Here is a 25,238-nt window from a genome sequence, read left to right as displayed (position 1 = left end):
CCTCCGCCGCCACGACAGCCCCGACCGTCGCCGCGACCGCCACCTCAAGGCACTCCAAGACCTCGGATACGAGGTCACACTCGCCAAGGCCTCATAGGCTGCGGTCGATTCTCCTGACAGCCACTTTGACGCAACCAGCTGGCGTGAAAGTGGCTTTGCTGCAACGGAGCGGGTGAGGTCGCGCGCGGACTCAGCCCGCGCAGCCGCTCGCCGCCGGCGTCGTCTGCGTGGTCTGGGTCAGGATCGCGGCCGCGAGCGGCGGGATCACGGTGCGGTTGATCGCGTGGCCCATCCCAGGGATGCGCACCATCCGCCCGCAGCCCAGCGCGCGGGACAGGTGCCCGGAGTTCGGCGGCGGGTAGGCCGGGTCCTCCGGGGCCTCGATCACCAGCGTGGGTACCGCGACGCCGGGCAGCTCGGCGCCGCGGTCGATCCCGGTGGTGTCCATGCGGGCGTGCGCGGTGACCGGGTCGTGCCGGCCGCTGTGCGCGATCACCCGCTCCTCGAGCGCACGGAACTCGTGCGCGTCGAAGGGGGTGCCGGTGCGTTGAGCAGCCGCCAGTGCTCCACACGCCAGGCGACTTCGCCCTCGTGGTCGCGCGGGTCGTCCAGCTCGCCCCACAGGCGCAGCAGCGCCGGCTCCGGGCCCGGCAGCTCGGGGCCGGCCGCCGCCGGGAGCGGCCCCGTGCAGAACACCGTGGCCGACGCGATGCGCTCGGGGTGGTCGAGCAGCATCAGCTGCACGAGCAGGCCGCCCATCGACATCCCGACGACGTGCGCCACCGGAACGTCGAACGCGTCGAGGACCGCGATCGCGTCGGCGGCGAGTTCGGTGATGGAATACGGCTCGTCGTCGTCGAACGCGGTCGTGGACCGCCCGGTGTCGCGGTGGTCGTACCGGATCACCCGGTGCCGCTCGGCGAGCAGCGCGACCAGGTCGTCCGGCCACGCGACCCCCGACGCCCCGGCGCCCATCACGAGCAGCAGCGGCTCACCGGGGGATGCGCCCGTTGCGGGGATCTCCTCGGCCCAGAGGCGGACACCCGGGGCGACGTCGACGTAACATTCCACGCCGCCCAGCGTGCCGCACGCCCCCGCCCGGTCCCGGCACGGGGCCGGGGACCGGACGGCGGAGTGTCACTTCAGAGCGTCGAGCAGCGCCTGGCGCTGCCGCTCGCCGAGCCCTGCTGCGCGGCGGGACGCGTCGATGCCGGTCTGCTCCAGCAGCGCGTTGACCTTGGCGGGGCCGTAGCCGGGCAGGCTCTTGAGCAGGTCGGCCACCTTGGTCTTGCCGACCACTGCGTCGGACTTCGCCCGGTCGAGCACCGCGGGGATCGTCTCCTCGCCGCGGGCGATCTTGTCGCGCAGCTCCTTGCGGGCGGTGCGCGCGGCGGCGGCCTTCTTGAGGGCCTCGGCGCGCTGCTCTGGCGTGAGGGTGGGCAGTGCCATCTCGTCTTCTCCTCTCCATGCGTCCACCCCGGCCGGGGTGTTACGCAGGTCATCTTCACGGTCCAGCCTGACAGAACGGCGCAGCGCCACGCGGGCGCCCCCCGGTTCAGCCGCCGTAGGACAGCGGCTGCAGTCCGGTTACCCCGGGGCGGCAGCGGTACAGCGCCCCGGCCCGATCGTCCTGAGCGCCCGCTCCCTGCGTCGAGGACGTGATCCACAGCTCGTCGAGGTCGGGCCCGCCGAACGCGCACGAGGTGGGGTGGGTGGTGGGCACCTCGACCACGGCCGTGAGCTCGCCGTCGGGCGCGTAGCGGCGAACCGCCGATCCGCCCCACATCGCCACCCAGACGCCGCCCTCCGCGTCGACGGTGAGCCCGTCCGGGGTGGCGTCGGACAGCGTGCGGAACCGCCGCCGCTCCGCGATCGCCGGGGTGGCGTAGTCGATGGTCAGCACGTCGATCGTGCCCGGCCCGGAGTCGACGTAGTAGGCGTGCGACCCGTCGGGCGTCCAGTGCAGCCCGTTCGAGACGGAGACCCCGGTGATCATGGTGGTGACCGTGCCGTCGGGGGCGAGCCGGTAGAGCGCCCCGCGGCCGGGTGCGCTGTCGGTGGCCATCGACCCGCACCAGAAGGCGCCCTCGGGGTCGCAGCCGCCGTCGTTCATCCGCACGTCCCGCTCCGGCCACAGGTCGCCCAGGTCGCGCGGCTGCTCGGCGCCCTCGTCCAGCAGGGCGAAGCCGCGGGCGAGTGCGAGCACCCACCCGCCCGCGGTGCGCGGGCGCAGCGCGGCGAGCAGCTCGCCGACGTGCCTGCGCCGCACCGTGCCGTTGCGGTCGACGGTGAGCAGGTCACCCTTGTGCATGTCGACGGACGCGAGCTCGCCGGTCCGTGCGTCCCACACCGGGCCCTCGCCGTGCTCGGCGACGGGCGGGGTGACCTGCTCGGCAACGATCGTGGACGTCATGGCGCCCAGCATCCCGCCCCGGGCTCAGGCCTGCGCGGCGGCCTGCTCCTTCACGGGGGCGGGCGCAGCGTCGTCGTGGTCGGAGTCGAGCATCGTCGCCTCGTCGAACGGGTCGGCCCCACTCAGCACCCGCCCGGCCTTGTCCCGGTCGAGCTCGCCGACCCAGCTGCCGATCAGGGCGGTGGCCACGGCGTTGCCGGCGAAGTTGGTGACGGCGCGGGCCTCGGACATGAACCGGTCGATGCCGACGATGAGCCCGACGCCGTCCACCAGGTCGGGGCGGTGCGAGCCCAGGCCGCCCGCCAGGGTCGCCAGGCCGGCGCCGGTGACCCCGGCGGCCCCCTTCGAGGCGATGACCATGAAGAGCAGCAGGGAGATCTGCTCGCCGATCGACAGCGGGCTGCCCATGGCCTCGGCGATGAACAGCGACGCCATGGTCAGGTAGATCGCGGTGCCGTCGAGGTTGAACGAGTAGCCGGTGGGCACCGTGATGCCGACGACCGGCCGGGACACGCCCAGGTGCTCCATCTTCGCGATCAGCCGCGGCAGCGCCGACTCCGACGACGAGGTGGAGACGATCAGCAGGAACTCGCGGCCGAGGTAGCGCAGCAGCGAGAAGATGTTGATCCCCGCGCCGAGCTTCAGCACGAGGCCGAGCACGCCGAACACGAACAGGGCGCAGGTGATGTAGAAGCCGAGCATGATCTGGAACAGCGCGGCGAGCGCCGACCAGCCGGTCTCGCCGACGACGGCGGCGATCGCGCCGAACGCGCCGACGGGCGCCGCCCACATGATCATTGCGAGCACCCGGAAGACGAGCCGCTCGACGTGCTTGACCCCGCGCAGGATCGGCTCGCCGGAGCGGCCCAGCGCCTGCACGGCGAACCCGACGAACAGGGCCACGAACAGCGTCTGCAGCACGCTGTCGCCCACGAGCGGGGAGAACAGCGTGGTCGGGATGATCCCGAGCAGGAACTCGGTGGTCGACTCCGCCTCGGCGTCGGGCACTTCGCCCCCGACCCCGGAGATGATCAGGCCCTCGCCGGGGTGCAGCAGGTTGCCGACGACCAGGCCGATCGCCAGCGCCGCCGTGGACATCGCGAGGAAGTAACCGAGCGCGAGCCCACCGACCTTGCCGACCTTGGCCGCCTGGCGGATCGAGCCGATACCCAGCACGATCGTGCAGAAGATGACCGGCGAGATCATCATCTTGATGAGGGCGACGAAGGCGGTGCCGAGTGGTTTGAGGGCCTTCCCGACCTCGGGGGCCACCAGCCCCACCGTGATCCCCGCGACGACGGCCGCGATCACGGTGACGTAGAGGTAGTGCGTCCGGTCCTTTTTCACAGACCCTCCCAGGAGCGACGTCGCCCCGGCAGGATGCTGTCCGGTCCGGCCGTGGCCCACCCTTTCGTTCATTTCGTACGGTGTCGCGTGCCCAAGGTGAGCCGGTGGAGCCTGGCGCGGCAGCTGTTCGCGCTCCAGGCGGCGCTCGTGGCGGTCGTGCTGGTGGGCGTCACGGTGGCGGCGTACCTGCGGTTCGACGAGGCGAACGAGGAGGCGACGGCCGAGGAGATGCTCGGGATCGCGCACACGCTCGCCGTGTCCCCGGCGGTCGTGGCCGCACTCGACGACCCCGATCCCGCCGCGGTCCTGCAGCCGCTCGCCGAGCGGGTGCGCCGTGAGACGGCCACCGACTTCGTGGTCGTCATGACGCCGGAGGGCGTGCGGTTCTCCCACCCCGACCCGGCCGAGATCGGCCGGACGTTCCGCGGCACGATCGGCCCGGCGGCGCGCGGGGAGCAGCGGTTCACCGAGACCTACACGGGCACGCTCGGTCCGTCGGTGCGTGCGGTCGTCCCGGTGCTCGACGACGGGCGCGTGGTCGCGCTCGTGTCGGTCGGGCGCACGGTCACGAAGGTGTCGCGGGAGCTGGAACGGCAGCTCCCGCTGCTGCTCGGCGCCGCGGCCGTCGCACTGGGGCTCGCGGGGGCCGGTTCCTGGCTGGTGAGCAGGTGGCTGCGGCGCACCACGCACGACCTGGGCCCGGCCGAGCTGTCGCGGATGTACGAGTACTACGACGCGGTGCTGCACGCGGTGCGGGAGGGGCTCCTGCTGCTCGACCGCGGCGGGCGGGTGCAGCTGGTGAACGACGAGGCGCAGCGGCTGCTCGGGCTGCCGCCGGACGCGGTGGGGCGCGGGGTCGCGGAGCTCGGGCTGCCCGCCGAGCTGGGGTCCGCGCTGGCCGCGCGGGAGACCCGGGCCGACGAGATCCATCTGACGGCGGACCGGATCGTGGTCGTGAACCAGGCGCCGGCGCGGTGGGCGGGCAGGCATCTCGGCACGGTGGTGACCTTGCGCGACCACACCGAGCTGCGGGCGCTGGTCGACGAGCTGCAGACCGTCCGCGGGTTCGCCGACTCCCTCGGGGCCCAGGCGCACGAGGCCGCGAACCAGCTGCACACCGTCATCTCGCTGATCGAGCTGGGCCGCGGTGAGCAGGCGCTGGAGTTCGCCAACCGGGAGCTGGCCGCCGCGCAGGACCTCACCGACGCGGTCCTCGCCGGAATCGCGGTCCCGGAGCTCGCCGCCCTGGTCATCGGAAAGGCGGCGCAGGCGCGAGAGCGGGGGGTCGAGCTGCAGGTCGCGGACGCCACGGTGGTGCCCGCGGGGCTCGCCGATCCGCGCGACCTCGTCACGATCGTCGGGAACCTGCTCGACAACGCCGTCGACGCCGCGCTGGAGGCGCCCGCGCCGCGCTGGGTCCGCATCGGGGCCCGGCTCGCCGCGGACGAGGCGTGCTCGAGGTCGCCGACAGCGGCCCGGGGCTCGGCGCCGACGACGCCGCACGGGCGTTCGAGCGGGGCTGGAGCACCAAGTCGCACGGCGACGGGCCCGGCCGCGGCCTCGGGCTGGCGCTCGTCCGGCAGGCGGTGCAGCGCCACGGCGGGCGGGTCGAGGTGGCTGCGGGGACCGACGGCGCCGTGTTCGCGGTGCACCTGCCGCGGGTGCGCACGTGATCCGCGTGCTGGTCGTGGAGGACGACCCGGTGGCCGCGGAGGCGATCGCGGCCTACGTCGAACGCGTCCGCGGGTTCACGACGGCGGCGAACGCCGGCACCGGGGCCGCCGCCCTGCGCACGCTCGCGGCCACGCCCGTCGACCTCGTGCTGCTCGACGTCCACCTACCCGACACGACCGGCCTGGAGGTCCTGCGCCGGATGCGGGCCGCCGGGCACACCACCGACGTGATCATGGTGACGCGGGCCCGCGACCTCACGGTCGTGCAGGCGGCGATCGCCTTCGGGGCCACCCAGTACCTGGTCAAGCCGTTCACGGCCGGTGCGGTGCGCGGCAAGCTGGAGGGCTACCTCGAGTACCGCTCCCGGCTGGAGGCCGGCCCGGTGGTCGCGCAGGACGACGTCGACGACCTGTTCGGCAGCCTCCGCGGCGGCGGCGTCGAAGCGGGCGGGCTGCCGAAGGGCGTGAGCCGCGAGTCGCTCGACGCCGTGACGCGCGAGCTGACCGCGGCGCGGCCCGCAGGCGTCACGGCGGCCGAGGTCGCCGAGGCGCTCGGCGCCTCCCGGGTGACGGCTCGGCGCTACCTGGAGTACCTGGCCGAGACCGGGCTCTGCGAACGGCACGCCCGCTACGGCGGCGCGGGCAGGCCGCAGACGGAGTACCGCTGGCGGGGGTAGCGGCGGCCGAACGCGGTCCTCCACCGTCCGCCGGTCGGTCATCGCCTCGTTCCTCGAGTTCCTGGAGTCGCTGCCGGCGGAGGCCCTGGATCTGCCCGCGCCGACCGAGGACGGCGTGGTCGGGTGGCAGCCCGGCATGGATGCCGAGCCGGTCGCCGACTTCACGCTGGCGCGGGTGCGCCCCTCGGGGCTGCTCGCCATCGATCTGGACTCCACGGCCGATCCGGCGGTCATGTCGGATGCGAGCCTGATCGACGGGATCATCGGGTTCGACCGGTTGGCGGCGTGGGCGCAGGCTCGGCAGGCGCGGTTGCCGGCGGAGTTCGCGCGCCGCCGCCCCGGCGACGCGCGCGACCTCGCGATGGCCGACAAGGCTTCCGGGCTGAGCCGCTACGCCCCGGACGAGGTCGGGGTGGCGCTGCGCCTGTCCCGCGGGACTGCGAAGGCCCGGCTGTGCGAGTCCGTGCGGCTCGAAGCCGAGTTGGCGGGCGCGCGGCAGGTATGGGAGTACGGGCTGATCGACCAGCCCAAGGTCCGCGCCATCTGCGACGCCACCCGATACCTCAGCCCGGGGCAGGCCACCGCGGTGCAGGACCGAGTGCTCGCCCGCGCCCCGAAGCAGACTCTGGCCCAACTCCGGGCCGCGCTCGCTCGGGCGGTGATCGCCGTCGACCCGAGCCTCACGACTACCGGCCCGAGCGGCCGCCTCCACCACCGACGGCCGCGAGCAGTACGGCGACACCAGCCCCGCCGCGGCCGACGCACGCCCGCACCGACCCGTGGCTCCCACCCGGCAGCCCCGATCACCGCGCCGGAACCGACACCGATCCGCCGCCCTTCTGAACCGGCAGCGGGGTCCCGCCATCGAGCGCGAGCGCGACCGAGCTCCGGCCGCAGATCATGTCGATCAGGATCTGTTCGGTCAGCAGGACGCCGCGAGCGACTCCGGCGCGGCCTGGTCGGCGGGCGGCGCCTCGTCCCCCGTGCCCGTGCCCGACCCCGTGTCGGTGTCCGTCCCAGGTGCGGCGCGCGGCTCGGTGGGCGCCTCCGGCGCGGCGGGTGCCGCGGTGGCCGGGGCCGGCGCGGCGGGCCGGTTGACGGCGTCCTGGACGACCTCCCGCATGTACGGGAAGTTCGGCCGCCCGGTGTCGAACCGGCCGTCCGGCTCCTCCGGGTCGGGCAGGTTCGGGTCGAACGCGATGCTCTCGAGCGACAGCCCGTCGGCGTCGCTCGCGAGTGACGCGAGCGCGGGCAGGACTTCCTGCGGGATGTTGGTGGCCACGGTGTTCGTGGTGGCCGCCGCGATCTGCTGAAAGTTGGCGAGCAGGTCGGTGGGGCTCGCCTGGTTGAGGATGTTCTGCAGCAGGCAGCGCTGCCTGCCCATCCGCGCGTAGTCGGTGGTGCCGGTGCGGGAGCGCGCGAACGCGAGCGCGTCCTCGCCGGAGAGCTGCTGCACGCCCGGCTCGATGTAGCGGTCGGGCTCGACGAGCCGGCCACTCGGGGTGATGCCGCCGATCGGGATCCGGTCCGGGCCGACGTCGACGGTGAGCCCGCCCATCGCGTCGATGATCGAGGCGAAGCCCGCCATGTTGACCTCGACGTAGTAGTCCAGCTGCAGCCCGAGCATGTACGAGACGGTCTGGTGCAGCAGGTTCAGCCCGGGGTCGGCGGTGGGCCCTTCCGGTGCGAGCTCGGGGTAGGCCAGGCCGTAGGCGTAGATGGCGTTGAGCAGGTAGTCGCCGGAGGTGGGGTCGGACGGGTCGTGGAAGCCGCGGGGGAACTCCTCGGCCATCGGCGAGTCCGGCGGGAACTGCGCGTACCCGATGTTGCGCGGCAGCCCGAAGAGGATCGTGCGGCCGGTCCGGGTGTCGATGCTCGCCACCATCATCGTGTCGGTGCGCGCCCCGGCGCGGTCCGGGCCGGCGTCGCTGCCGACGAGCAGGACGTTCAGCCGTGGCTTCGCGATCGCCTCGGCCGCCGCGGTGCCCCCGCCGCCCGCGAACAGCGAGTTCAGCAAGTTGCGCTGGGAGTTGGCGAGGTTGGCGCCGAACCCCAACGGGGCCGCCACAACCAGGCACAGGGCCGCCACGACGGCGACCCCGACGGCCTGCCTGCCTGTGTCGAGCCCCTTGGGCCGCGCCAGCAGATAGGTGCGGACGATGACGGCCATCCAGGCCAGCGCGGCCGCGATGCAGCCGATCGCGCCCCAGACCAGCACGTCGGTGGAGAGCAGCTTCCCCAGCAGGTCGGACTGGCGGACGTTCAGCGCGATCGCCACCAGCGCGGCGACGATCAGCAGGAACACGCCGAGGATCGCGGCGCCGGTGCGGCGGCGGGCGAGCATCAGGTGGCCCGCGCCGGGTGCGACCGTCGCCGCGGCCGTGGTGAGCAGTGCGCTGCCCAGCGAGCGGGGGGAGCGGCCCTCGCGTCGCGCCCGGTGGCTCGTACCGGCGGGCTCGGTGGTCTTCTTCTCGGCGACCTTCTGCTCCGCGCCGGGCTGGTCCGGTGTGGGGGGACGAGGCCGGGTGACGACGGCGGGCTTGCGGGGCTCCCGAGGCTCGCGTGGCTCCCGCGCGGGGGTGCGCGGAACGGGACGCGTGGGCGGCTCGGGCTCGCGCGGCCGGGCCGGCCTGCGCGCGGGGACGGGCCGGGTGGGCGCGTCGCTGAACGGCACCGGTCGTCGCGGGGGGAGCGGGCGGCGCGGCTGGGAGTGGTGCCGGGGCGGCGGCGGAGGCAGCGGACGTGCGCGCGAGGGGAGACGCCCACCGTCGTCGCTCACGACGTCCCCCTTCCACCCCGAATGTCGACAACCACCAGGACCGGACGGAGCCTACTGCGAGTGACGGGCGACCCGATGCCCGTCTCGTCAATTGTCCGATCGGAGCATGTCGGCACCCGGCCCGGTGACGTCGTCGTCGGCCCGGGACCCGGCCAGGGGCCCGACCATACGGATCGCTTCCGCAGCAATCTCGACCCGCCCGCGTGCGGGCTGCGATGAAGCTGTCGTACCGTTTTCCGTTTCACCGCCGCTGCCGGCCGAATCGGCACATTCGGACGTCAAACGAACACGCGGAGTAATCCGGACACGCGGATTCGTTCCGTCGGTCCCGTTGTTCCACCGTCCCGGCCGCGTCGTCTTGACGCCGTGCCCATGCCCCGCTGCACTGGCGCGGTGCACGAACCGGCCCCGACCGCCGCCGCAATTGTCCTCGCGGGCGGCAGCGGCACCCGTGTCGGCGCCGGACGGAACAAGGTGTACCTCCCGCTAGCCGGGCGGCCGGTGCTCGCGTGGTCGCTCGAGACGTTCACCGGGATGGCCGAGTTCGGACCCGTCGTGCTCGTCGTCCGCGCCGACGACCGCGACCTCGCGGCGGAGGTACTCGACGGCGGGCTGCGTCCGGCCGGCGTGGAGATCGTCACCGGGGGTGCGACCCGCCAGGAGTCCGAGCTCGCGGGCCTGCGGCGGCTCGCCGGCCGCATCACGGCCGGCGCCGTCGACACCGTGCTCATCCACGACGGTGCGCGGCCGTTCGCCGGGCGCGGGCTCGTCGCGGAGGTGCTGCGTGCGGCGCGGGACTGCGGAGGGGCCGTGCCCGGGTTGCCCCGCGACGACCTCGCGGCGGCCGGGCCGGACGGGGCGGGCCTGGGCGGGCCGGCGCCGGACGGGCTGGTGGCAGTGCAGACCCCGCAGGGCTTCCGGGCGGCTCCGCTGCTGGCCGCCTACGAGGAGGCCGCCGCCCGCGGCTTCGCCGGCACCGACACGGCCTCGTGCATGGCGCGGTTCGCCCCCGACGTCCCGGTTCGGTGGGTCCCGGCGGACGGACGCAACTTCAAGATCACGTACGCGCACGATCTGCGGGTCGCCGAGGCCGTCGTGACCCGCTCGGCCGCATCGCCCGCCCCGGAGCCGTCCTGAACGGTCCTGAACGGCCGAACATGTGTCGGGGACCCTCCGAACGGGTAGTCCTCCTTTCGCCGGAACGGCAGGCCCGGCGATCATGCCGGGCCTGTACGACGCCCCGCGGGAGGTGGGAAGGTGCGGTTCGACCAGGCGCAGCTCTCGGTGGAGATCTTCGGCCCCCGTTTCCGCGTCGTCCGGATGGCCGGGGTGCTGGACGGGGTGACCGTGGCCCGCCTGGCATGCGTGGTCGAGGCCCAGCTCGCCCGTCCCGGGTGCGCGGGGCACATCGTGATCGACCTCGGGGACGTCCGGTTCTTCGCCACCGACGACTTCGACGCGCTCGTGCGGGCCCGCGACACCGCCCAGGAGGTGGGCGTCCGCGTCCACCTGGCGGGGCTCAGCGCCCGGGAGGCGCTGCTGCCGATCCGCATCACCGGTGCCCTCGCGCAGTTCTCGACGTTCGCGACGGTCGAGCAGGCCCAGGCCGAGCTCGTCGGCAGGCCGACGGTCCCGGCGATCGCGGGCGGGCCGCGCAGCCGCTTCGGCCTGCCGTGCCCGCCGTCTCCCGAGTCGTCGTCGCTGGGGGCGTGAGCCGGACGGGGGAGTGACTCAGAGGAACGCGCGGCCCTCGCCCCGAAGGCCCGGTGGCGCCACCGGTACCGGCAGGCGGTCGCGGCCCGCGGGGCCCGATGCCACCCAGCCGCCGCCGAGCACGGTGACGATCCCCGGCGCGGGTACCCGCACCACCGGCAGCGCGAAGAGCGCCGCCGGACGCGGCTGGAAGGCGCGGTAGTGGTCGAAGAGCGTGGGCCCGTACAGCCCGGACCCGGCGGCCACCTCGGTGACGGCGGGTTCTGCTGCGGTCCGCTCGACGCTGCCGGTGCCGCCGCCGTTGACGAACTCCAGTGGCGCGAGCGCGCCCACCGCCGTGACCACGGTGGCGCGGCGCTCGGCCAGCTCCGCCGCGGACGCCCGCTGCATCGCCCGCAACGCGGCGCGGCGCACCGGGTTGCCGGGGACGGCGTCGCCGAGGCCGGCGATCTGCCCCTCGTAGGACATGAGCCCGACGAGCCGGAACCCGTGCCGCCCGAGCACCGCCCGGGCGAGGTCGCGCGCCTGATCGGTCGTGTGTGCGGGCGACCGCCGCGGGCCCAGGTGCACGCGGCCGCCGAGCAGACGCAGCGCGGCCCGGTCGGCCGTGGGGTAGCCGACCACGACGTCGGGGAACTCGGCGGCCAGCCACAGTGCCTCCGGCAGCGTGTAGGCGAGGATGCGCGCGAACCCGTCGACGGCCAGCACCTCGCGCAGCACCGCCCGGCAGCGCACGGACTTGCTCAGCACCCGGATCGGCGTCCCGGCCGCCCGGCGGACGAGGTCGGCGGCGTTGGCGCGCAGGGCCTCGACGTCGAGCGCGGCGAACGGCGGGTCGAGGTCGGCGGTGTCAGCCTCCAGGCGGCAGGTGTCGCCGGATCGCGGGCTCATCCGACCGGCCCCAGCACACGGGCCACGTGGGCGTTGGTGAAGCGGCCGCCGGGGTCCAGACGGGCCCGCACCGCCTGGAAGCGGGCCCACTCCGGGTAGCGCGGGGCCAGCGCGGCTGCGTCGAGCAGGTGGCGTTTGCCCCAGTGCGGGCGCCCGTCGTGGGCGAGCGCGATGTCCTGCACCTCGCGGAAGTACGGCTCCCACGGCATCCGCGTGTAGCGTGCACGGCGACGTAGGCCGTCTCCCGCGCCCACGACGGGCTGAGGAACGCCGCCTCGTCGGCGGCGACGAAGCGCACCTCGACGGGGAAGTTGACCGCGTGCCGCTCGGCCGCGCGCTGGACCGCCGTGGCGACGGGCGCGCAGGCCGCCCGCGGCAGGGCCCACTCCATCTCGGTGAACCGGACGTGCCGCGGGCTCGTGAAGACCCGGTGGCTCACGTCGGTGCGCACCCGCGCCGGGAACGCGGCGGCGACGAGCCGGTTGAGCCGCGGGATCGCGGCCGGCCTGCGGCGCCCGAGGCGGCAGACGGCGTCGAGGATGCGGTTGGGCACCAGCTCCTCGTCCACCCAGGTGCGCAGCCTGCCTGCGGGCGCCGGGGGTGCCGACGTGCACCGGTTGGTGCGCGTCAGCGCGCGGTCGCTGTGCGGGAAGACGTAGAACTCGAAGTGGTCGGCCCCCTCCACGTGCTCGTCGAGCCGGGCGAGGGTCGCGGCGAGCGGGTGTGCCCGGTCCTCGGCGCGCAGCGCGAACGCCGGCACGACGCGCAGCGTGACCGCGGCGATGACGCCGAGCGCGCCGACCGCGACCCGCGCCGCGCGTAGATCGTCCGAATCGCCCGTGCAGCGGAGCACGGTCCCGTCCGCGAGCACGAGTTCCAGCTCGGCCACCTGCGTCGCCAGGTTGCCGAGCCGAATCCCGGTGCCGTGGGTCGCCGTCGAGATCGCGCCGGCGACGCTCTGGCGGTCGATGTCGCCGAGGTTGGGCAGCGCGAGACCGAGCGCGTCGAGCGCGGCGTCGAGCGCGTGCAGCCGGATACCTGCCCCGACCCGCACCAGGCCGGCGGCCCGGTCCACGGTGAGGACGTCGGCGAGCCTGTCGAGGTCGAGCAGCACGCCGTCCGTGGCCACCAGATCCCCGAAGGAGTGACCCGCTCCCGCGAGGCGGACGATCCGGCCGGCGGCCGTCGCGTCCTGCACCGCGGCGACCAGCTCCTCGACCGAGCGCGGCCGCGCCACGACGGCCGGCGTGCAGTGCTCGTCGCCCGCCCAGTTCGTCCACCTCATCCGCTCAGTAACCCAGCTCGGACCGCGCAGGACAACGGCCGATCTACGTAGCCCCGAGCCGTAACGTACGTAGTAGCGGGTCGAACCTAGGTAGTTAATGTGCTTGAAATGTACGCAGCGCTGCCGTTTGCTTGTTTGCCCCGAGGTGAGCAACATTGAGGGCGTCCGGTTCGGAGCTGATCGGCCGGACTCGCCGACCTCTGGTGCTCGAAGAATGTGCATCGCATTTTCCGACGCAGCACGGCCTGGGGTCTTGACCCATTGGAGGGACAAATGACCGACACGCGGATCCACATCGAGCACGAGGAGCACCTCGAGCTGCTCCCGGCGCGCACCCTGCTCACCTGCTGGGGTGGCAAGGACTGGGACGACCACGACGAGTGGGAGGACGAGGACGAGGACGAGGACGAGGAGGAGGAGGACGAGGACGAGGAGGAGGAGGACGAGGACGAGGACAGTGGTGACAGCGAGGGTGGCGACGGCGGCGAAGGCGGCGAAGGCGGCGAAGGTGGCGAGGGTGGCGACGGTGGCGAGGCCGACGGCGGCGACGCCGATGCCTACGCCGAGGGCGGCGACGGCGGCGACGCCTACAACGTCGCGTTCCTGAACAACTTCTCGATGTACGGCGACAGCGAGGGCGACATCGACCAGGACGCCGACGCCGGTGACGGCGGCGACGCCTACGCGTATGCCGACGGCGGCGACGGTGGCGACGCCTCCGGTGGCGACGGTGGCGAGGGTGGCGAGGGTGGCGAGGGTGGCGACGGTGGCAGCAGCGGCAGCTGAGCTGCTGTTGACATCGCGGAGCTGACCTCCGTCGAAGTGTGAAATACGGAGGGGTGGCCGGGAATTCCGGCCGCCCCTCCGTAGCACGTTTGCCCAAACTGTCGGATCGGATATAGGGGAGTTGTGAGTACGCACGCGGTTCTCGACCCGGCGGCCGATCCGGCCGACGGACCGGACACCCCCCGGCTCGCCGAGGGGGTCGAGCTCCTCGGCTCGTACCAGGGCTCGGGCTACCGCGAGCCCAAGTACGTGATCTCCCGCAGCGACGGTCAGGTCGTGCAGCTCTCGGAGCTGCTCTACCGTCTGGCGGAGGCCCTGGACGGACGCCGCACCCCGGCCGATCTCGCCGGCCGGCTCAGCGCAGAGCTCGACCGGGACGTGACGGCGGAGCAGGTGGCGTCGCTCATCGACACGAAGCTGCGGCCCGCCGGGCTCGTCGCCGGCAGCGAGGCCGACGACGACGGCGACGACGCCTCCACCCTGCAGCAGCGCTCCGACCACCTGCTGATGCTCCGCCACCGGCTGCCGGTGGTGCCCGAGCGCGTCTCCTGGGCGATCGCGGGGGTCTTCCGGCCGCTGCACCCCCCCGTCGTGGTCGCTGTGCTGCTGACCGCGTTCCTCGCGCTCGACGTCGCGATCCTCGCGACCGGCGGTGCCGACGCCGTCGTGTCGAGCGCGCTCGCGATCGTCGACCGGCCCGCGCTGACCCTGCTCGTCCTCGGCACGATCCTGTTGTCCGGTGTGTTCCACGAGTTCGGGCACGTGTCGGCATGCCGCTACGGCGGCGCCCGTCCCGGCCCGATGGGCGTGGGCATCTACATCGTGTGGCCCGCGTTCTACAGCACGGTCACCGACACCTACCGCCTCTCGCGCGCCGGTCGGCTGCGCACCGACCTCGGCGGCGTCTACTTCAACGCCGTCTTCATCGCCGGCCTCAGCGCCGCGTACCTGGCCACCGCCGCGCCCTGGCTGCTCGTCGCGATCATCGCGCTGCACGTGGAGACGGTGCGGCAGTTCCTGCCCTCGATCCGCCTCGACGGCTACTACATCCTCAGCGACCTCATCGGCGTGCCGGACCTGTTCACGTTCCTGGTGCCGGTGCTCAAGAGCGTGTTCCCGGGCGGGAAGCCCGACCCGCGCGCGGCCCAGCTGAAGCCCGCCGTGCGCCGCACCATCGTGGCCTGGGTCCTGTTCGTGGTGCCGTTCCTCGCGTTCTTCCTCGTCTCGTTCCTGGTGCTGGCGCCGCAGGTGCTCCCCGCGCTGTGGGTGACGCTGCAGGGCCACCTGGCCGCCGGAGCCTCCGCGGTGCGCGAGTCGGCCACGGCGACTGCGGTGCTGTCGGTCGTGCAGGTGTTCCTGCTCCTGCTGCCGGTGCTGGGCGTCGCGCTGATCCTCGGGCTCCTGCTGCGCCGCCTGGCCAAGCCGCTGCTCCCGCCGCGCAAGCGCCCCCCGAAGACGACGTCCCGGCCGGGCCGCGTGCTGGCCGTGGTGACGGTGCCGGTGCTGCTGGTCGGGCTGCTGGCGCTGGCCGGGGTCGACCAGCGGACGGCCACCGCGGCGGAGGCGCTCATCGCCGCCCGCGTGGCCGGGGTGGTGGACGGGAGCTGGTTCGAGGCTCTCGCCGCCCAGCAGATCGCCGCCGTGCAGGCGCTGCTCGCCGACGTGGGGCAGCACACCGTGATCGACGCCGTCCGCGCCGTGATGGTCGTGTTCGGCGTGCTGGCGAGCCTGCTGCTGTGGCCGGTGTCCCGCAGGCTCGGGCTGCCCGCCCCGGCGGCGGGCGTGGCAGTGGCGCTGAGTGGGCTCACCGCCCCGGGGGTCGCGCTGCACGCCGCGGTCGACCCCGGTGCGGTCGCGGCGGTCTGGCTCGCCGTCGCCGTGGTGCTGGCCGGCCGCGGGCGCGGCGCCACCGCAGGTGCGTACGCCGCCGCCGTCGCCGCCGTCCTCACCGCGCCGGTCGCCGCGACGGGCCTGCTCGCCTTCACCGCCCACGGCATCCTGAGCGGGCAGCTCGCCACGTCCTTCCCCCGCCGCGGCCGCTACGTGCTCGCCGCGATGGCCGCCGCAGGCGCCGCGTTCGTCGCGGTGGGCGTCGGGATCTCCGCAGGTGGAGCCGGTACCCCGCCCATCGCGGTGCTGATCGGTCTGCTCCTCGCCGGCGCCGTGGTCGTCGGGTTCGCCTGGTACCGGCTGCCCCCGGTCCGCGCGGTCGCCACGGGCGTGGCGGCGCTGCTGCTCGTGGCGGCCGTGCCCGGGCCGCGGTCCACCACCGTGCTGCTGCTCGCCGTCCCCGCGCTCGCCGTGCTGGCCGCGGCGATGCTGCACCGCCTCACCGCGCGCAAACGGGCGACGGGCGGGCGGCACGGCAGGCCCGACCCGGCCCCCGTCCTGCGTCGGGTGCTGGCGGCCGTCCTGGTGGCGGGCCTCGCCACGTCCGTCCCGGTGGTGCTGGCGGCGTCGGCGCTCGACCCGGAGCGGGGCGCACTCGCCGGCTGGATCCGCACGCAGCTCGCCCCCGGGGTTCCGGTGCACGCCGACGCGCTGACCACGGCGCAGCTGCGGCGCGACGGGATCGCCCCCGACCGGCTGCTGCCGGCGGACGGGCAGGTGCCGCCCGGCGCGGCCGTGGTGCACGTGTCCCGGCCGGGGGCCACCGTCGCCGACCCGGCCGGCCGCCTCCTCGCGGAGTTCCCGCACGGCCCGGGGGGCGGACCGGTGTCGGTGCGGCTCCCGGGCGCGACCGACGGCTCCGCGGGCGGTCCGGACGACGCCGCCGAGCGCGAGCGCCTGGGCGCCCTGCTGGCCGGCAACCCGGCGCTGACGCTCACCGAACCCGCCCGGCAGGCCCTGCTCGCCGGCGACGTGGACCTCCGCCTCGTCACCGTCCTGTCCGGGCTGGCGTCGGCGCACCGGTTGGGGATCGCCGAGTTCCCCGCGGTGCCCGGCGAGCCCGCCGATGCGCCGCGGCGCACCGTCCTGATCGACACCGTCGACGGGGCACCCGCGACCGCGCCGAACGCCACCGAGCTCGTGCAGCGCTGGCTGCGCGGGCAGCAACCGCCCTACCGTCCCGGCGCCGTCGAGCCGGCAGGGGACGTCCTGATCGTGCAGTACCCGACCCCGTGGGAGCCCCGATGACCCTCCGCCGCCTCGGTCCCGCGCTCTGCTGTCTGGTCGTGGCCCTCGTGCTCGGCGTGCCGGGCGCAGCGGCCGCCGCGACGGCCCAGGGCGGACCGTCGTTCCTGCGGCTCGCGCACCTGTCCCCGGACACGCCGAACGTGGACGTCTACCTCACCGCCGTCGACGACCCCGCGCGGTCGTTCACGCTGGAGGGCGTCGGCTACGGGGCCGTCTCGGACTACCGCTCGCTGCCCGCCGGCACCTACACCGTGGCGATGCGCTCGGCGGGCGCGCCCGCCGACGCCCCTCCCGTGATCGCCACAACCCTGACGACCGAGCCGGGTGAGGCCTACACCGTGGCCGGCACCGGGCTCTACGACGAGCTCGGCCTCACCGTGCTCGTCGACGACCTCACGATGCCCGAGCCCGGCCAGGCCCGGCTCCGGGTGATCAACGCGGCTGCGACGGCCCCGCAGGTCGACCTCGCCGTCGCGGGCGGCCCGGTCATCGCCGAGGGCGTCGGGTTCGCGGAGAGCAGCGGCTACCGCACCGTGCCGATCGGTTCGTGGACCGTGAACGTCAGCACCCCCGGCGGCGGCGCGCCGACGAGCCTGCCCGTCGACGTCGCCGCGAACGCCGTGTACACGGTGCTGCTGCTCGACACGGGCGGACGGCTGACCGCACAGTTGCACCTCGACAGCGCCGGCGCGCCCGCGGTTCCGCTCGGCGGGATCCACACGGGCTTCGGCGGCACCGCGGGCGGCTGGGGCGGCCTCGAATGGCTGCTCCTCGCTGCCGCGGCCGTGGCGGCTGCTGCGCTCGTCGGGCGGCTGCGGCGCGCGTCGTCCCGGTGAGCAGGCGGCGAGTGCTCGCCGCGGTGCTCGGGGCGGGCGTGCTCCTGGGCGGCGCCGGATGCGGCACCGGCGCGGAGGCGCGCCCGGACGCCGTCGCGCCGGCCGCCGTCGCCGGCTCACCCGCTCCCGCGCCGGCCGCCGCGGCCACTGTGCCGGAGCAGCGCGCGACGCCGTTCGCCGTCCGGATCCCGCGGCTCGGTGTCGACAGCGCGCTGGAGCCGCTCGCCGTCGATGCTGCCGGGGTGCTCGTGCCGCCGGGGTCGCCCGATGTCGCGGGCTGGCACGTTGCGGGCACGGTTCCCGGCGAGGTCGGCCCCGCCGTGATCGCGGGCCACGTCGACTCCCGCTCCGGGCCCGCGGTGTTCTACCGGCTCGCCGACCTCCGCCCGGGGGACGAGGTGGAGGTCGTGCGCACGGACGGTGTCGTGCGGTTCCGCGTGCTCGCGGTGGAGTCGGTGGGCAAGGACAGCTTCCCGACGCAGCGGGTCTACGGCCCCACCCCGGTGCCGGAGCTGTGGCTGGTCACCTGTGGCGGCGAGTTCGACAGGAACGTGGGCCACTACCGCTCCAACGTGATCGTGCGCGCCGAACTCGTCGGCGATTCGACCGAACCATCCGGCTGACTGCTGCGGATGCCCAAGGGGACGCACTACTCCGAAGGGGCACCAGTGGTTACGCTAGGTGATTGTGGTGACGACACGTGACGGCCGACGGTTGGCCGCTGATCGGACGGGACGGCGAACGGGCACTGCTCGCCGAGCTCGTCACGACGGACGCGCCCCGCAGCGTCGTGGTCACCGGCGGCGGTCCGGGCGTCGGGCGCACCCGGCTCGTCCGCGAGGCCGTCGGGCTCGCCGCGGAGGCCGGCCGGATCACGCACCGGGCGGCGGGGACGGCCGCTGCGGCGCGGATCCCGTTGGGCGCCCTGGCGCACCTCGTGCCGGCGTCGGACGCCCGCGACTCCGCGGATGCGTTCACGCTGCTGCGGCGGGCCATGTCCGCGCTCACCGCGGGGCCGCAGCCGGTGCTTCTGGCGGTCGACGACGCGCACCTGCTCGACGACCTGTCGCTGACCCTGCTGCACCAGTTGGCCACCGCCGGGCAGGTCGCCCTCGTCGTCACCACACGCGGCGGCGGGAGCAGCAGCCCCGACCCCCTGGCCGCGCTGTGGAAGGACGGCCTCGCGACCCGGGTGGAGCTGCAGGCCCTGGCCAGGGCGGACGCGGACCGGCTGGTCGCCGCCGGCCTGGGCGGCGACGTCGACACGCGGACGTTGGAGCGGCTCTGGCGGCTCGCACGCGGCAACCCGCTGTTCCTGCGTGAGCTCGTGGAAGGCGGGCGGGAGACCGGCCGGCTGAGCGCAGCAGGCGGCCTGTGGCGCTGGGACGGGGAGATCGTGCCGCCGCCACGCCTGGTCGACATCGTGCGCGCGCAGCTCGCCGTCCCGGATCCGGGAGAGCGTGCCGCACTCGAGGTGCTCGCCATCGGCGAGCCGATCGACCTGACGCGGCTGGTGGCCCTGACCGATCCCGACGCCGTCGAGGCACTGGAGCGGCGCGGCCTGCTGGTCGTCGACCCCGACGGCCGGGCGCGGACGGCCCATCCGATGCACGCCGAGGTGGTGCGGCGCGCGATGCCCGGGGCGACCGCGGGCCGGATCCGCAGCAGCCTCGCCAACGGCACGGCCCGGCCGCCCTCACACGAGGATCTGCTGCGCACCAGCAGCCTCACGCTCGAGACGGTGGGCCCGGAGCTCGACGGTGACCTGGTCACCGAGGCCGCCTGGCGGGCCAACGGGGTGCTCGACCACGGCCTCGCCGAGCGGCTCGCCCGCGTCGCCGTCGAGCGGGGCGCCGGCATCGGCGCGCACCTGGCCCTGCTCGAGGCCCTGCGCTGGCAGGACCGGCCCGCCGAGGTCGAGGAACTGACCGTCCGGGCCGCGCCCCTGGCCATGGCCGACCCCGACCGCGCGCGCCTGGCGGTACTGCGGGCGGTGAACCTGGCCCGCCGGCTGGGGCGCGAGGCCGAGGCCGACGCCGTCCTGTCCGACGCCGTGGAGACCCTTGCCGACGAGCGGGCCCGGGAGGCGGCCACCGCGGCGCGCGCCGTGCTCGCGGTGCTCGCCGGTGACCCGCGGCGCGCGCTCGAGCTGGCGGAACCGATCCACCGCGCGGCCGAGCGGGGCACCCGGCCGGAACCGGGCGACGGCGCCCCCGACCCCTGCCGGGGCTGCGCACGCGCGCTCGCGGCCGCCGCGGTGGCCGCGAGCCTCGCGGTCACGGGCCGGGCGAGCGAGGCCGTGGACGTGGCTGCCCAGGGGTGGGGCGGGGTCGCGGGCGTCCCCACCGAGGGCGACGTGACGTTCGTCCGGTTGGCCGTCGCGCACGCCGAGCTGCTCGCGCTGCGGCTCGCCGGGCGGTTCCGGGAGATGGAACGGCGGGCAGCAGCGCTGCACGAACAGAGCATGGCGGCGCCCGACTGGGCGGGCGACGCGATCGCCGCCTACCACCTCGGGTGCGCCGCCTCGGCGGTCGGCAAGCTGCGCGCTGCGGTGCGCTGGCTCACCGAGGCGATGGCGGGGCTGCGCCGGCGCGACCCGGCGGGCCTCCTCCCGCTCTGCGCCGCGGAGCTGGCCACGGCGCGTGCGCTGCTGCGCGATCCCGCGGACGCCGCCGACCTGCTCGCGGCGACCGCACCCGCGGCATCGACGGCGCCGGTGCAGCTCGCGCACGCCTGGCACGCGGCGGCGGTCACCGAGCCGAGCGCCGGCGCGGCGCGCCTGATCGCCGCGGCCGAGCGGGCCGCGACCCGCGGCGAGTGGGCGGTGGAGGCCGAGCTGCTGCACGGCGCCGTCCAGCTGGGCAGGCCGGCCGCCGCGGCCCGTCGCCTCCGCGAGCTCGCGGGCCACACGGGCAACCGGTTGGTGCTCGCGTGGGCCGACCACGCCGAAGCGGTGCTGGCCGACTCCGGGGCCCGGCTGGACCGGGTCTCGGCCCGGTTCGAGGAGATGGGGGCGCATCTGGTGGCGGCGGACGCGGCCGCGACGGCGGCGGGCGCGCACCAGCGGGCGGGGGACCGGCGCCGGGCCGCGCTGTCGAGCACCGCGGCCGCCCGGCTGGCCCAGGCGTGCGACGCACCGGCCACCCCGGCCCTCGACCGGCTCACCCCGCCACGGCTCACCGTCCGGGAGGAGGAGGTGGCACGGCTGGTGGCGAGCGGGCTGACCAACGCCGCCATCGCACGGCGGCTCGTCCTGTCGGTCCGCACCGTCGAGGCCCACCTGGCCCACGCCTACGCGAAGCTGGGGATCAACAGCCGGTCGGAGCTCAGCGAGCTGATGCCGCCCGCCCCCGGCCGCGAACGCGCGTCCTGACGGCGGAACCGGGCGACTCGCGCGCGGAAAACGGGCGACTCGCGTGTCGGGATTGGGTGACTCGCGTGTCCGAAACGGGCGACTCGCGGGATGCGCGCGAGTCGCCCGGAACTGCCAGGTGAGTCGCCCTCGACGGCTGCGCTCAGCCGACGTCCGCGAGGAGCGCGGCGAGGCCGGCGAGGGCGTCCGCCCCGGCCGGGCCGCCGGCGAGCAGCGGGATCTCCACCGCGGCGCCGAGGCGGGCGCGGACGGCGGTCAGCACCTCGTCCTGGGCGGCCCGGGCGGTGGCGAGCAGGCCCGTCGCGTCTGCGGGGACGACCCGGTTGACCAGCGGGGCACCGAGTGGGATCCCGGCGGCGGTGAGCGCGTCCACGGCCCGCACGGTCTCGGCCCACACCAGCCGTTCCGGCACGACGACGAGGTGCACGGCGGCGTCGGCGCGCAGCCGGGCGCGCAGGCCCGCCATCCGGTCCCGGCGGGCGTGCAGCCGCTCGAGCAGCGGGTCGGGGTCGTCGGCCCGGTGCCCGAGCATGCCCGCGAACATCCGGTCGGCGTCGCGGGAGCGCTCGCGGCGCCGGGCGAGTCCCTCGATCCACGGCGTGACGAGGTCGGGCAGGGTGAGCAGCCGCAGCATGTGACCGGTGGGGGCGCTGTCGACCACCAGCCGGTCGAACGCGCCCGACACCTGCTCCACCAGCTCCGTGAGCCGGTCCAGCAGCGCGGCCTCGACCGTGCCCGGGCTCGCCACGGCCCGCTCCAGGTGCGTGCGCACCGCGGGCAGGACCTCGCGGGGCACGGCGTCCGCCGCGTCGGCCACGATCTGTTCGACCCGCCGGGCGGCCTGCGCCTCGCCGCTGATCTCCGCGGCCCACAGCCTGGGCGCCACGGCGCGCGGGGCGTCGCCCAGCCCGATCTCCAGCACGTCGCCCAGGGAGTGCGCCGGGTCCGTCGACACGACGAGCGTGCGGAGCCCGCGGCCGGCGTCGCGCAGCGCGAGCGCCGCTGCGAGCGTCGTCTTCCCGACACCGCCCTTGCCGCCGAGGAACCGCAGCGTTGCGGCGGTCAACAGCAGACGCTCGCGTCGCCGAACTCCGCGCGGCCCATCCGCCGGTGCCAGTCGTGCAGGTCCGCCACCAGGTACGGCACGAGGTCGAGCGTGTCGTAGGCGACGGGGTTGTCCACCCCGAGGCTCTCCAGCAGCACGAGCGTGCGCAGGGTGTCCTCCTGTCGGCGCACCTCGCGGGCGACCGACCGCCGCCACGGCACCACGAACAGCTCGTCGTGGAACCGCTCGACGGCCCGCCAGCCCGCGGCCAGCCGCCGCCCGAGCCCCGTCACGTTCGCGGTGCGCCCTCGTCGCTCGGCACCGGGTTGCGGCGCGCGTCCCGCAGGGCGAGTGCCGCCTCCACGATCAACCAGACGGCGAGCACGAAGATGATCGCGTCCAGCGGGGCCAGCACCCACTGGCCCTCCTGCGCGAAGTTGATCAGGTTGAGGATCAGTGCCCAGGTGGTCATCACCAGCAGGAACACCAGCGGGACGAGCACTGCCACCGGGTTGCGCCGGTTGCGCGTGACCCACACGGCGATCACGGCCAGCGCGAGGCCCGCGGTGAGCTGGTTGGTGGTGCCGAACAGCTGCCACAGCACGCCGAACGTGTAGCCGGCTTCGCCGCCGCCGGGCAGCAGCGCCATGGCCAGCGGCACGACCACCGCGATCGTCGTGGCCACGGTGGCGTTGCGGGCGATCCTGGTGGCCCCGGAGATCTCGGCGATCTCCTGGACGATGTAGCGCTGCAGTCGCACACCGGTGTCCATCGTGGTGGCGGCGAAGCTGATGACGACGACGGCCGCGAAGATCGTGCCGAGGCTCAGCGGCACCCCGAGGTTCCCGGCGAAGACCGCGATGCCGTCGACGAAGTTCCCCCTCGCCCCGCCGGAGGCGGTGGAGAAGTCGGCGTAGAGCGCGTTCCAGTCCACCTGGGTTGCGGCCACGCCCGCGGTGCAGGCCAGGATCGACCCCAGCGCGAGCGAGCCCTCGCCGACCGCGCCCATGTAGCCCACGTAGCGGGCGTCGGTCTCCTTGTCGAGCTGCTTGGAGGTGGTGCCGGACGACACGAGGCTGTGGAACCCGGATATCGCCCCGCACGCGATCGTGATGAACAGGAACGGGAACCAGTGCGGCGACCCGGGCGGGGTGTCGTTGAGGACCGGGGCGACGATCGTGTTCATCCCGACGGCGATGCCCAGCATGATGATCGCGAGCGCGATGAACAGCTGGTGGGAGTTGATGTAGTCGCGGGGCTGCAGCAGCAGCCAGACGGGCAGCCGCGCCGCGACGAACGTGTACGCGAACAGCAGGACGACCCAGAGGTTGCGCTCAGGCGCGATCCCGAGCGCATCGGCGATGGGGGCCAGCGAGATCGGCAGCAGCTGCCCGAGCGGGATCGTGACGTACAGGACGAGCACGCCGACGATCGACGGGATCAGCGCGGGCGAGCGGGTGCGATAGATGTACTGCCCGATGCCGATCGCGAGCGGGATCTCCAGGATGATCGGCAGCACCGCGCCGGGGTTGGCCACGAACAGGTTCCCGATCACCACGGCGAACACGGCGTTGACCAGCGTGAGCAGGAAGAAGATGATCAGCAGGAACAGCGTGCGGGCGCGCTTGTTGATCACTTCCTTGGCGAGCGTGCCGATGCTCTTCGCCTCGTGGCGCACCGACACGACGAGCGAACCGAAGTCGTGCACGCCCGCCGCGAAGATGGTGCCCAGCACCACCCACGCGAGCGCGGGACCCCAGCCCCAGAACACCGCGATGGCCGGGCCGACGATCGGCGCCGCGCCCGCGACCGAGGTGAAGTGGTGACCGAACAGGACGTGCTTGTTGGTCGGCACGAAGTCGACGCCGTCGGTCATCGTGTGTGCAGGCGTCGCGTAGGCCGGATCGAGGGCGAACACCTTGCGGGCGAGGTAGTCGGAGTAGTAGCGGTAGCCCAGCGCGAAGACGGCGAGCACCGCGATGGCGACGACAATGGCGGGCATCGGCACACTCCCCGGTGAACGTGGCGAGCATCACTGGATCGGCGGACGTTAACAGGGGGCGAGGAGGGTTGGCGAGTGGAGAAGTTCGTCCGGCTCTGGGGGCGCGCCACCAGCGCGGACGTGGCGTGGGTCGACGCGGGCGGAACGCCGTATGCGATCACCGCGGTCCCCCTGCTGGACGGGCCCGTCCCGTGCGTGGCGCTCACGTTCGACCGGGCCGCCCTCCTGCCGTCGCTGGCGGGTGCCGCCGCGGTCGCGTTCGCCGTCACCGACGCCCGGGCGCTGCCCGGCGAGGCCGACGGCGTCGCGGCGATCGGCCGGGTCGCCGTCGAGCGGGTGGACGCGCTCGGGGAGGCGTTGCTGACGCAGGAGCTGCGCAAGTACCCGCCGTCGCGGGCGCTCGCCGACTCGATCCTGCTGCGCCGGGAGAACTGGTGGTACGTGGCCCGCGCCGTCGTCCGGCTGGACCGGGTCGACCGGGTGCAGGAGGTCCCGGCCCGCCGGGACGCCGGTCGCGACGCGCTGCTCGTCCGCGACGACGGGACGGGGCTGCGGCTCGACGTGGCGGCCGCGGACGACTGGTCGCTCCCGGCGGTCCCGCTCCGTGCCGCGGCGCCGCTGCGCGGGGACGGTGGGCCGGTGCTCGCACACGGCCACGACTTCTCCCCGGATCGGGAGCGGTGGGAGAGCTGGGGCGTCCGCGGTCAACTGTGCGGCGACCGGCTCGACGTGGGCGCCCGGGACGGGCGCCCCGGCCTCGACCCGGCCCCGCTGCGGCTGCTGCAGCGGCTGCGCCGGAGCCGTGCGTTCGAACGCGGCTGCCGGCGCGGGATCGCCGCGGCCGAGTGGAGGTCGTGACCCCACCGCAATCGCCGGGCGGGCGGTTCGGCCGGAGGCGCGCGGGTACGCCTCGTGCGGAACCAACCGATGGACGATCCGACGAGGAGGACCCGATGGCGACCGGTGAGACCGGCTTCGACGACGTGAGCTTCGACCTGATCTCCGTGCAGTACCACTCGCTCAAGGCGGGCCACGACTACGGGCAGTACGTGCGCGACGCGGACAACGCGGGTCGCTCCGACATCGCCGACTTCTTCCGGAAGGTGATGAAGGAGGACTCGGAGCGCGCCGAGCAGTGCCACAAGTTCCTCAAGGAGCTGAGCGGCTCCTCGGAGTCGGGCCCCGCCGTCACCTGACACCCGCGCGCCGAGTGCGCGAACGGCACTTTCGCACGACATGCTCCGCGCGATGGCGGGCGACGACCTCGTCGACGGCATTGA

Annotated in this window: 20 protein-coding genes and 3 pseudogenes; 12 read left to right on the top strand and 11 right to left on the bottom strand. The window is 74.7% G+C overall.

The genetic code is table 11. From position 1 onward, the window contains the following. Positions 1–190: 190 nt before the first annotated feature. From KME75_RS43550 to KME75_RS23265, 5 genes are all read right to left on the bottom strand, one after another. On the bottom strand, positions 191–496 hold the full coding sequence (locus tag KME75_RS43550) for an alpha/beta fold hydrolase (protein WP_246632668.1): 306 nt from the start codon (positions 494–496) through the stop codon (positions 191–193). Next, on the bottom strand, positions 493–1,071 hold the full coding sequence (locus KME75_RS43545) for an alpha/beta fold hydrolase (RefSeq protein WP_308283014.1): 579 nt from the start codon (positions 1,069–1,071) through the stop codon (positions 493–495). Before KME75_RS43545 ends, KME75_RS43550 begins: the two co-directional genes overlap by 4 nt. Positions 1,072–1,137: 66 nt before the next feature. Beyond that, the gene (mihF, locus tag KME75_RS23275; RefSeq protein ID WP_219416999.1) at positions 1,138–1,449 is read right to left on the bottom strand and encodes an integration host factor, actinobacterial type; all 312 of its coding nucleotides are present in this window, start codon (positions 1,447–1,449) and stop codon (positions 1,138–1,140) included. Positions 1,450–1,555: 106 nt separating this feature from the next. After that, positions 1,556–2,413 carry an SMP-30/gluconolactonase/LRE family protein gene (locus KME75_RS23270; RefSeq protein WP_219416998.1) on the bottom strand — a complete coding sequence of 286 codons (858 nt, stop codon included), beginning with the start codon at positions 2,411–2,413 and terminating at the stop codon, positions 1,556–1,558. Between the two features lie 24 nt (positions 2,414–2,437). Next, positions 2,438–3,760, bottom strand: a complete 1,323-nt coding sequence (locus KME75_RS23265) for a cation:dicarboxylate symporter family transporter (RefSeq protein ID WP_308283013.1) — start codon at positions 3,758–3,760, stop codon at positions 2,438–2,440. A gap of 33 nt (positions 3,761–3,793) precedes the next feature. Between KME75_RS23265 and KME75_RS46070 the strand changes: the two are divergent. The 3 genes and pseudogenes from KME75_RS46070 to KME75_RS23255 form a co-directional block, all read left to right on the top strand. After that, a pseudogene (locus tag KME75_RS46070) lies at positions 3,794–4,717 on the top strand (PAS domain-containing protein); the annotation flags it as partial. 494 nt (positions 4,718–5,211) lie between these two features. Next, positions 5,212–5,433, top strand: a complete 222-nt coding sequence (locus tag KME75_RS46065) for an ATP-binding protein (RefSeq protein WP_308283012.1) — start codon at positions 5,212–5,214, stop codon at positions 5,431–5,433. Beyond that, entirely contained in the window at positions 5,430–6,110 is a 681-nt protein-coding gene (locus KME75_RS23255) for a response regulator (RefSeq protein WP_219416996.1), read from the top strand. Before KME75_RS46065 ends, KME75_RS23255 begins: the two co-directional genes overlap by 4 nt. Before the next feature lie 922 nt (positions 6,111–7,032). Here KME75_RS23255 and KME75_RS43540 read toward each other — a convergent pair. Then, complete coding sequence (locus tag KME75_RS43540) at positions 7,033–8,784, bottom strand: LCP family protein (protein ID WP_219416995.1); 1,752 nt, start codon at positions 8,782–8,784, stop codon at positions 7,033–7,035. Between the two features lie 498 nt (positions 8,785–9,282). Here KME75_RS43540 and KME75_RS23245 point away from each other — a divergent pair, with 498 nt between their 5' ends. Next, positions 9,283–10,026 (top strand): IspD/TarI family cytidylyltransferase, encoded by a 744-nt coding sequence (locus KME75_RS23245; protein WP_308283011.1) that lies wholly within the window; start codon positions 9,283–9,285, stop codon positions 10,024–10,026. Between the two features lie 120 nt (positions 10,027–10,146). Further along, entirely contained in the window at positions 10,147–10,602 is a 456-nt protein-coding gene (locus KME75_RS23240) for an STAS domain-containing protein (RefSeq protein WP_219416993.1), read from the top strand. Positions 10,603–10,644: 42 nt separating this feature from the next. On the opposite strand, the pseudogene KME75_RS23235 reads toward KME75_RS23240, so the two are convergent. Both KME75_RS23235 and KME75_RS23230 read right to left on the bottom strand, forming a co-directional pair. Then, positions 10,645–11,493, bottom strand: a pseudogene (locus tag KME75_RS23235) (type III PLP-dependent enzyme domain-containing protein); the annotation flags it as partial. Next, positions 11,490–12,778: pseudogene (locus KME75_RS23230) on the bottom strand (D-arabinono-1,4-lactone oxidase). The pseudogenes KME75_RS23235 and KME75_RS23230, both read right to left, overlap by 4 nt. 273 nt (positions 12,779–13,051) lie before the next feature. Here KME75_RS23230 and KME75_RS23225 point away from each other — a divergent pair. From KME75_RS23225 to KME75_RS46060, 5 genes are all read left to right on the top strand, one after another. Next, positions 13,052–13,564: a hypothetical protein gene (locus tag KME75_RS23225; protein WP_219416991.1), complete on the top strand. Its 513-nt coding sequence runs from the start codon at positions 13,052–13,054 to the stop codon at positions 13,562–13,564. A gap of 123 nt (positions 13,565–13,687) precedes the next feature. Then, positions 13,688–16,702 (top strand): zinc metalloprotease, encoded by a 3,015-nt coding sequence (locus KME75_RS23220; RefSeq protein ID WP_219416990.1) that lies wholly within the window; start codon positions 13,688–13,690, stop codon positions 16,700–16,702. Continuing rightward, positions 16,699–17,538, top strand: a complete 840-nt coding sequence (locus KME75_RS23215) for a DUF4397 domain-containing protein (protein ID WP_219416989.1) — start codon at positions 16,699–16,701, stop codon at positions 17,536–17,538. The genes KME75_RS23220 and KME75_RS23215 overlap by 4 nt, the downstream gene beginning before the upstream one ends. Continuing rightward, positions 17,535–18,161, top strand: coding sequence for a class F sortase (locus KME75_RS23210; RefSeq protein ID WP_308283010.1), 627 nt, complete (start codon positions 17,535–17,537; stop codon positions 18,159–18,161). Before KME75_RS23215 ends, KME75_RS23210 begins: the two co-directional genes overlap by 4 nt. A gap of 77 nt (positions 18,162–18,238) precedes the next feature. Next, positions 18,239–20,911, top strand: coding sequence for a helix-turn-helix transcriptional regulator (locus KME75_RS46060; protein WP_219416987.1), 2,673 nt, complete (start codon positions 18,239–18,241; stop codon positions 20,909–20,911). A 142-nt stretch (positions 20,912–21,053) separates the two neighbouring features. Here the strand turns inward: KME75_RS46060 and KME75_RS23200 are convergent, their stop codons facing one another. The 3 genes from KME75_RS23200 to KME75_RS23190 are packed head-to-tail and all read right to left on the bottom strand — an operon-like array spanning position 21,054 to position 23,958. After that, on the bottom strand, positions 21,054–21,977 hold the full coding sequence (locus KME75_RS23200) for an ArsA family ATPase (RefSeq protein WP_246632667.1): 924 nt from the start codon (positions 21,975–21,977) through the stop codon (positions 21,054–21,056). After that, a complete protein-coding gene (locus KME75_RS23195; protein ID WP_219416986.1) occupies positions 21,974–22,249 on the bottom strand; it encodes a cory-CC-star protein in 276 nt (91 codons plus the stop codon). The genes KME75_RS23200 and KME75_RS23195 overlap by 4 nt, the downstream gene beginning before the upstream one ends. After that, positions 22,246–23,958, bottom strand: a complete 1,713-nt coding sequence (locus tag KME75_RS23190; RefSeq protein WP_219416985.1) for a carbon starvation CstA family protein — start codon at positions 23,956–23,958, stop codon at positions 22,246–22,248. The genes KME75_RS23195 and KME75_RS23190 overlap by 4 nt, the downstream gene beginning before the upstream one ends. 75 nt (positions 23,959–24,033) lie before the next feature. Here KME75_RS23190 and KME75_RS23185 point away from each other — a divergent pair, with 75 nt between their 5' ends. Both KME75_RS23185 and KME75_RS23180 read left to right on the top strand, forming a co-directional pair. After that, positions 24,034–24,816 (top strand): hypothetical protein, encoded by a 783-nt coding sequence (locus KME75_RS23185; protein ID WP_219416984.1) that lies wholly within the window; start codon positions 24,034–24,036, stop codon positions 24,814–24,816. Positions 24,817–24,911: 95 nt separating this feature from the next. Next, on the top strand, positions 24,912–25,154 hold the full coding sequence (locus tag KME75_RS23180) for an acyl carrier protein (protein ID WP_219416983.1): 243 nt from the start codon (positions 24,912–24,914) through the stop codon (positions 25,152–25,154). Positions 25,155–25,238 lie beyond the last annotated feature (84 nt).

It is taken from the genome of Pseudonocardia nigra (assembly GCF_019396355.1).
In the GTDB taxonomy this organism is placed as follows: Bacteria; Actinomycetota; Actinomycetes; order Mycobacteriales; family Pseudonocardiaceae; genus Pseudonocardia; species Pseudonocardia nigra.
The sequence above is the reverse complement of the archived record's forward strand: the minus strand, read 5'-3'. Positions and strand labels throughout refer to the sequence as shown.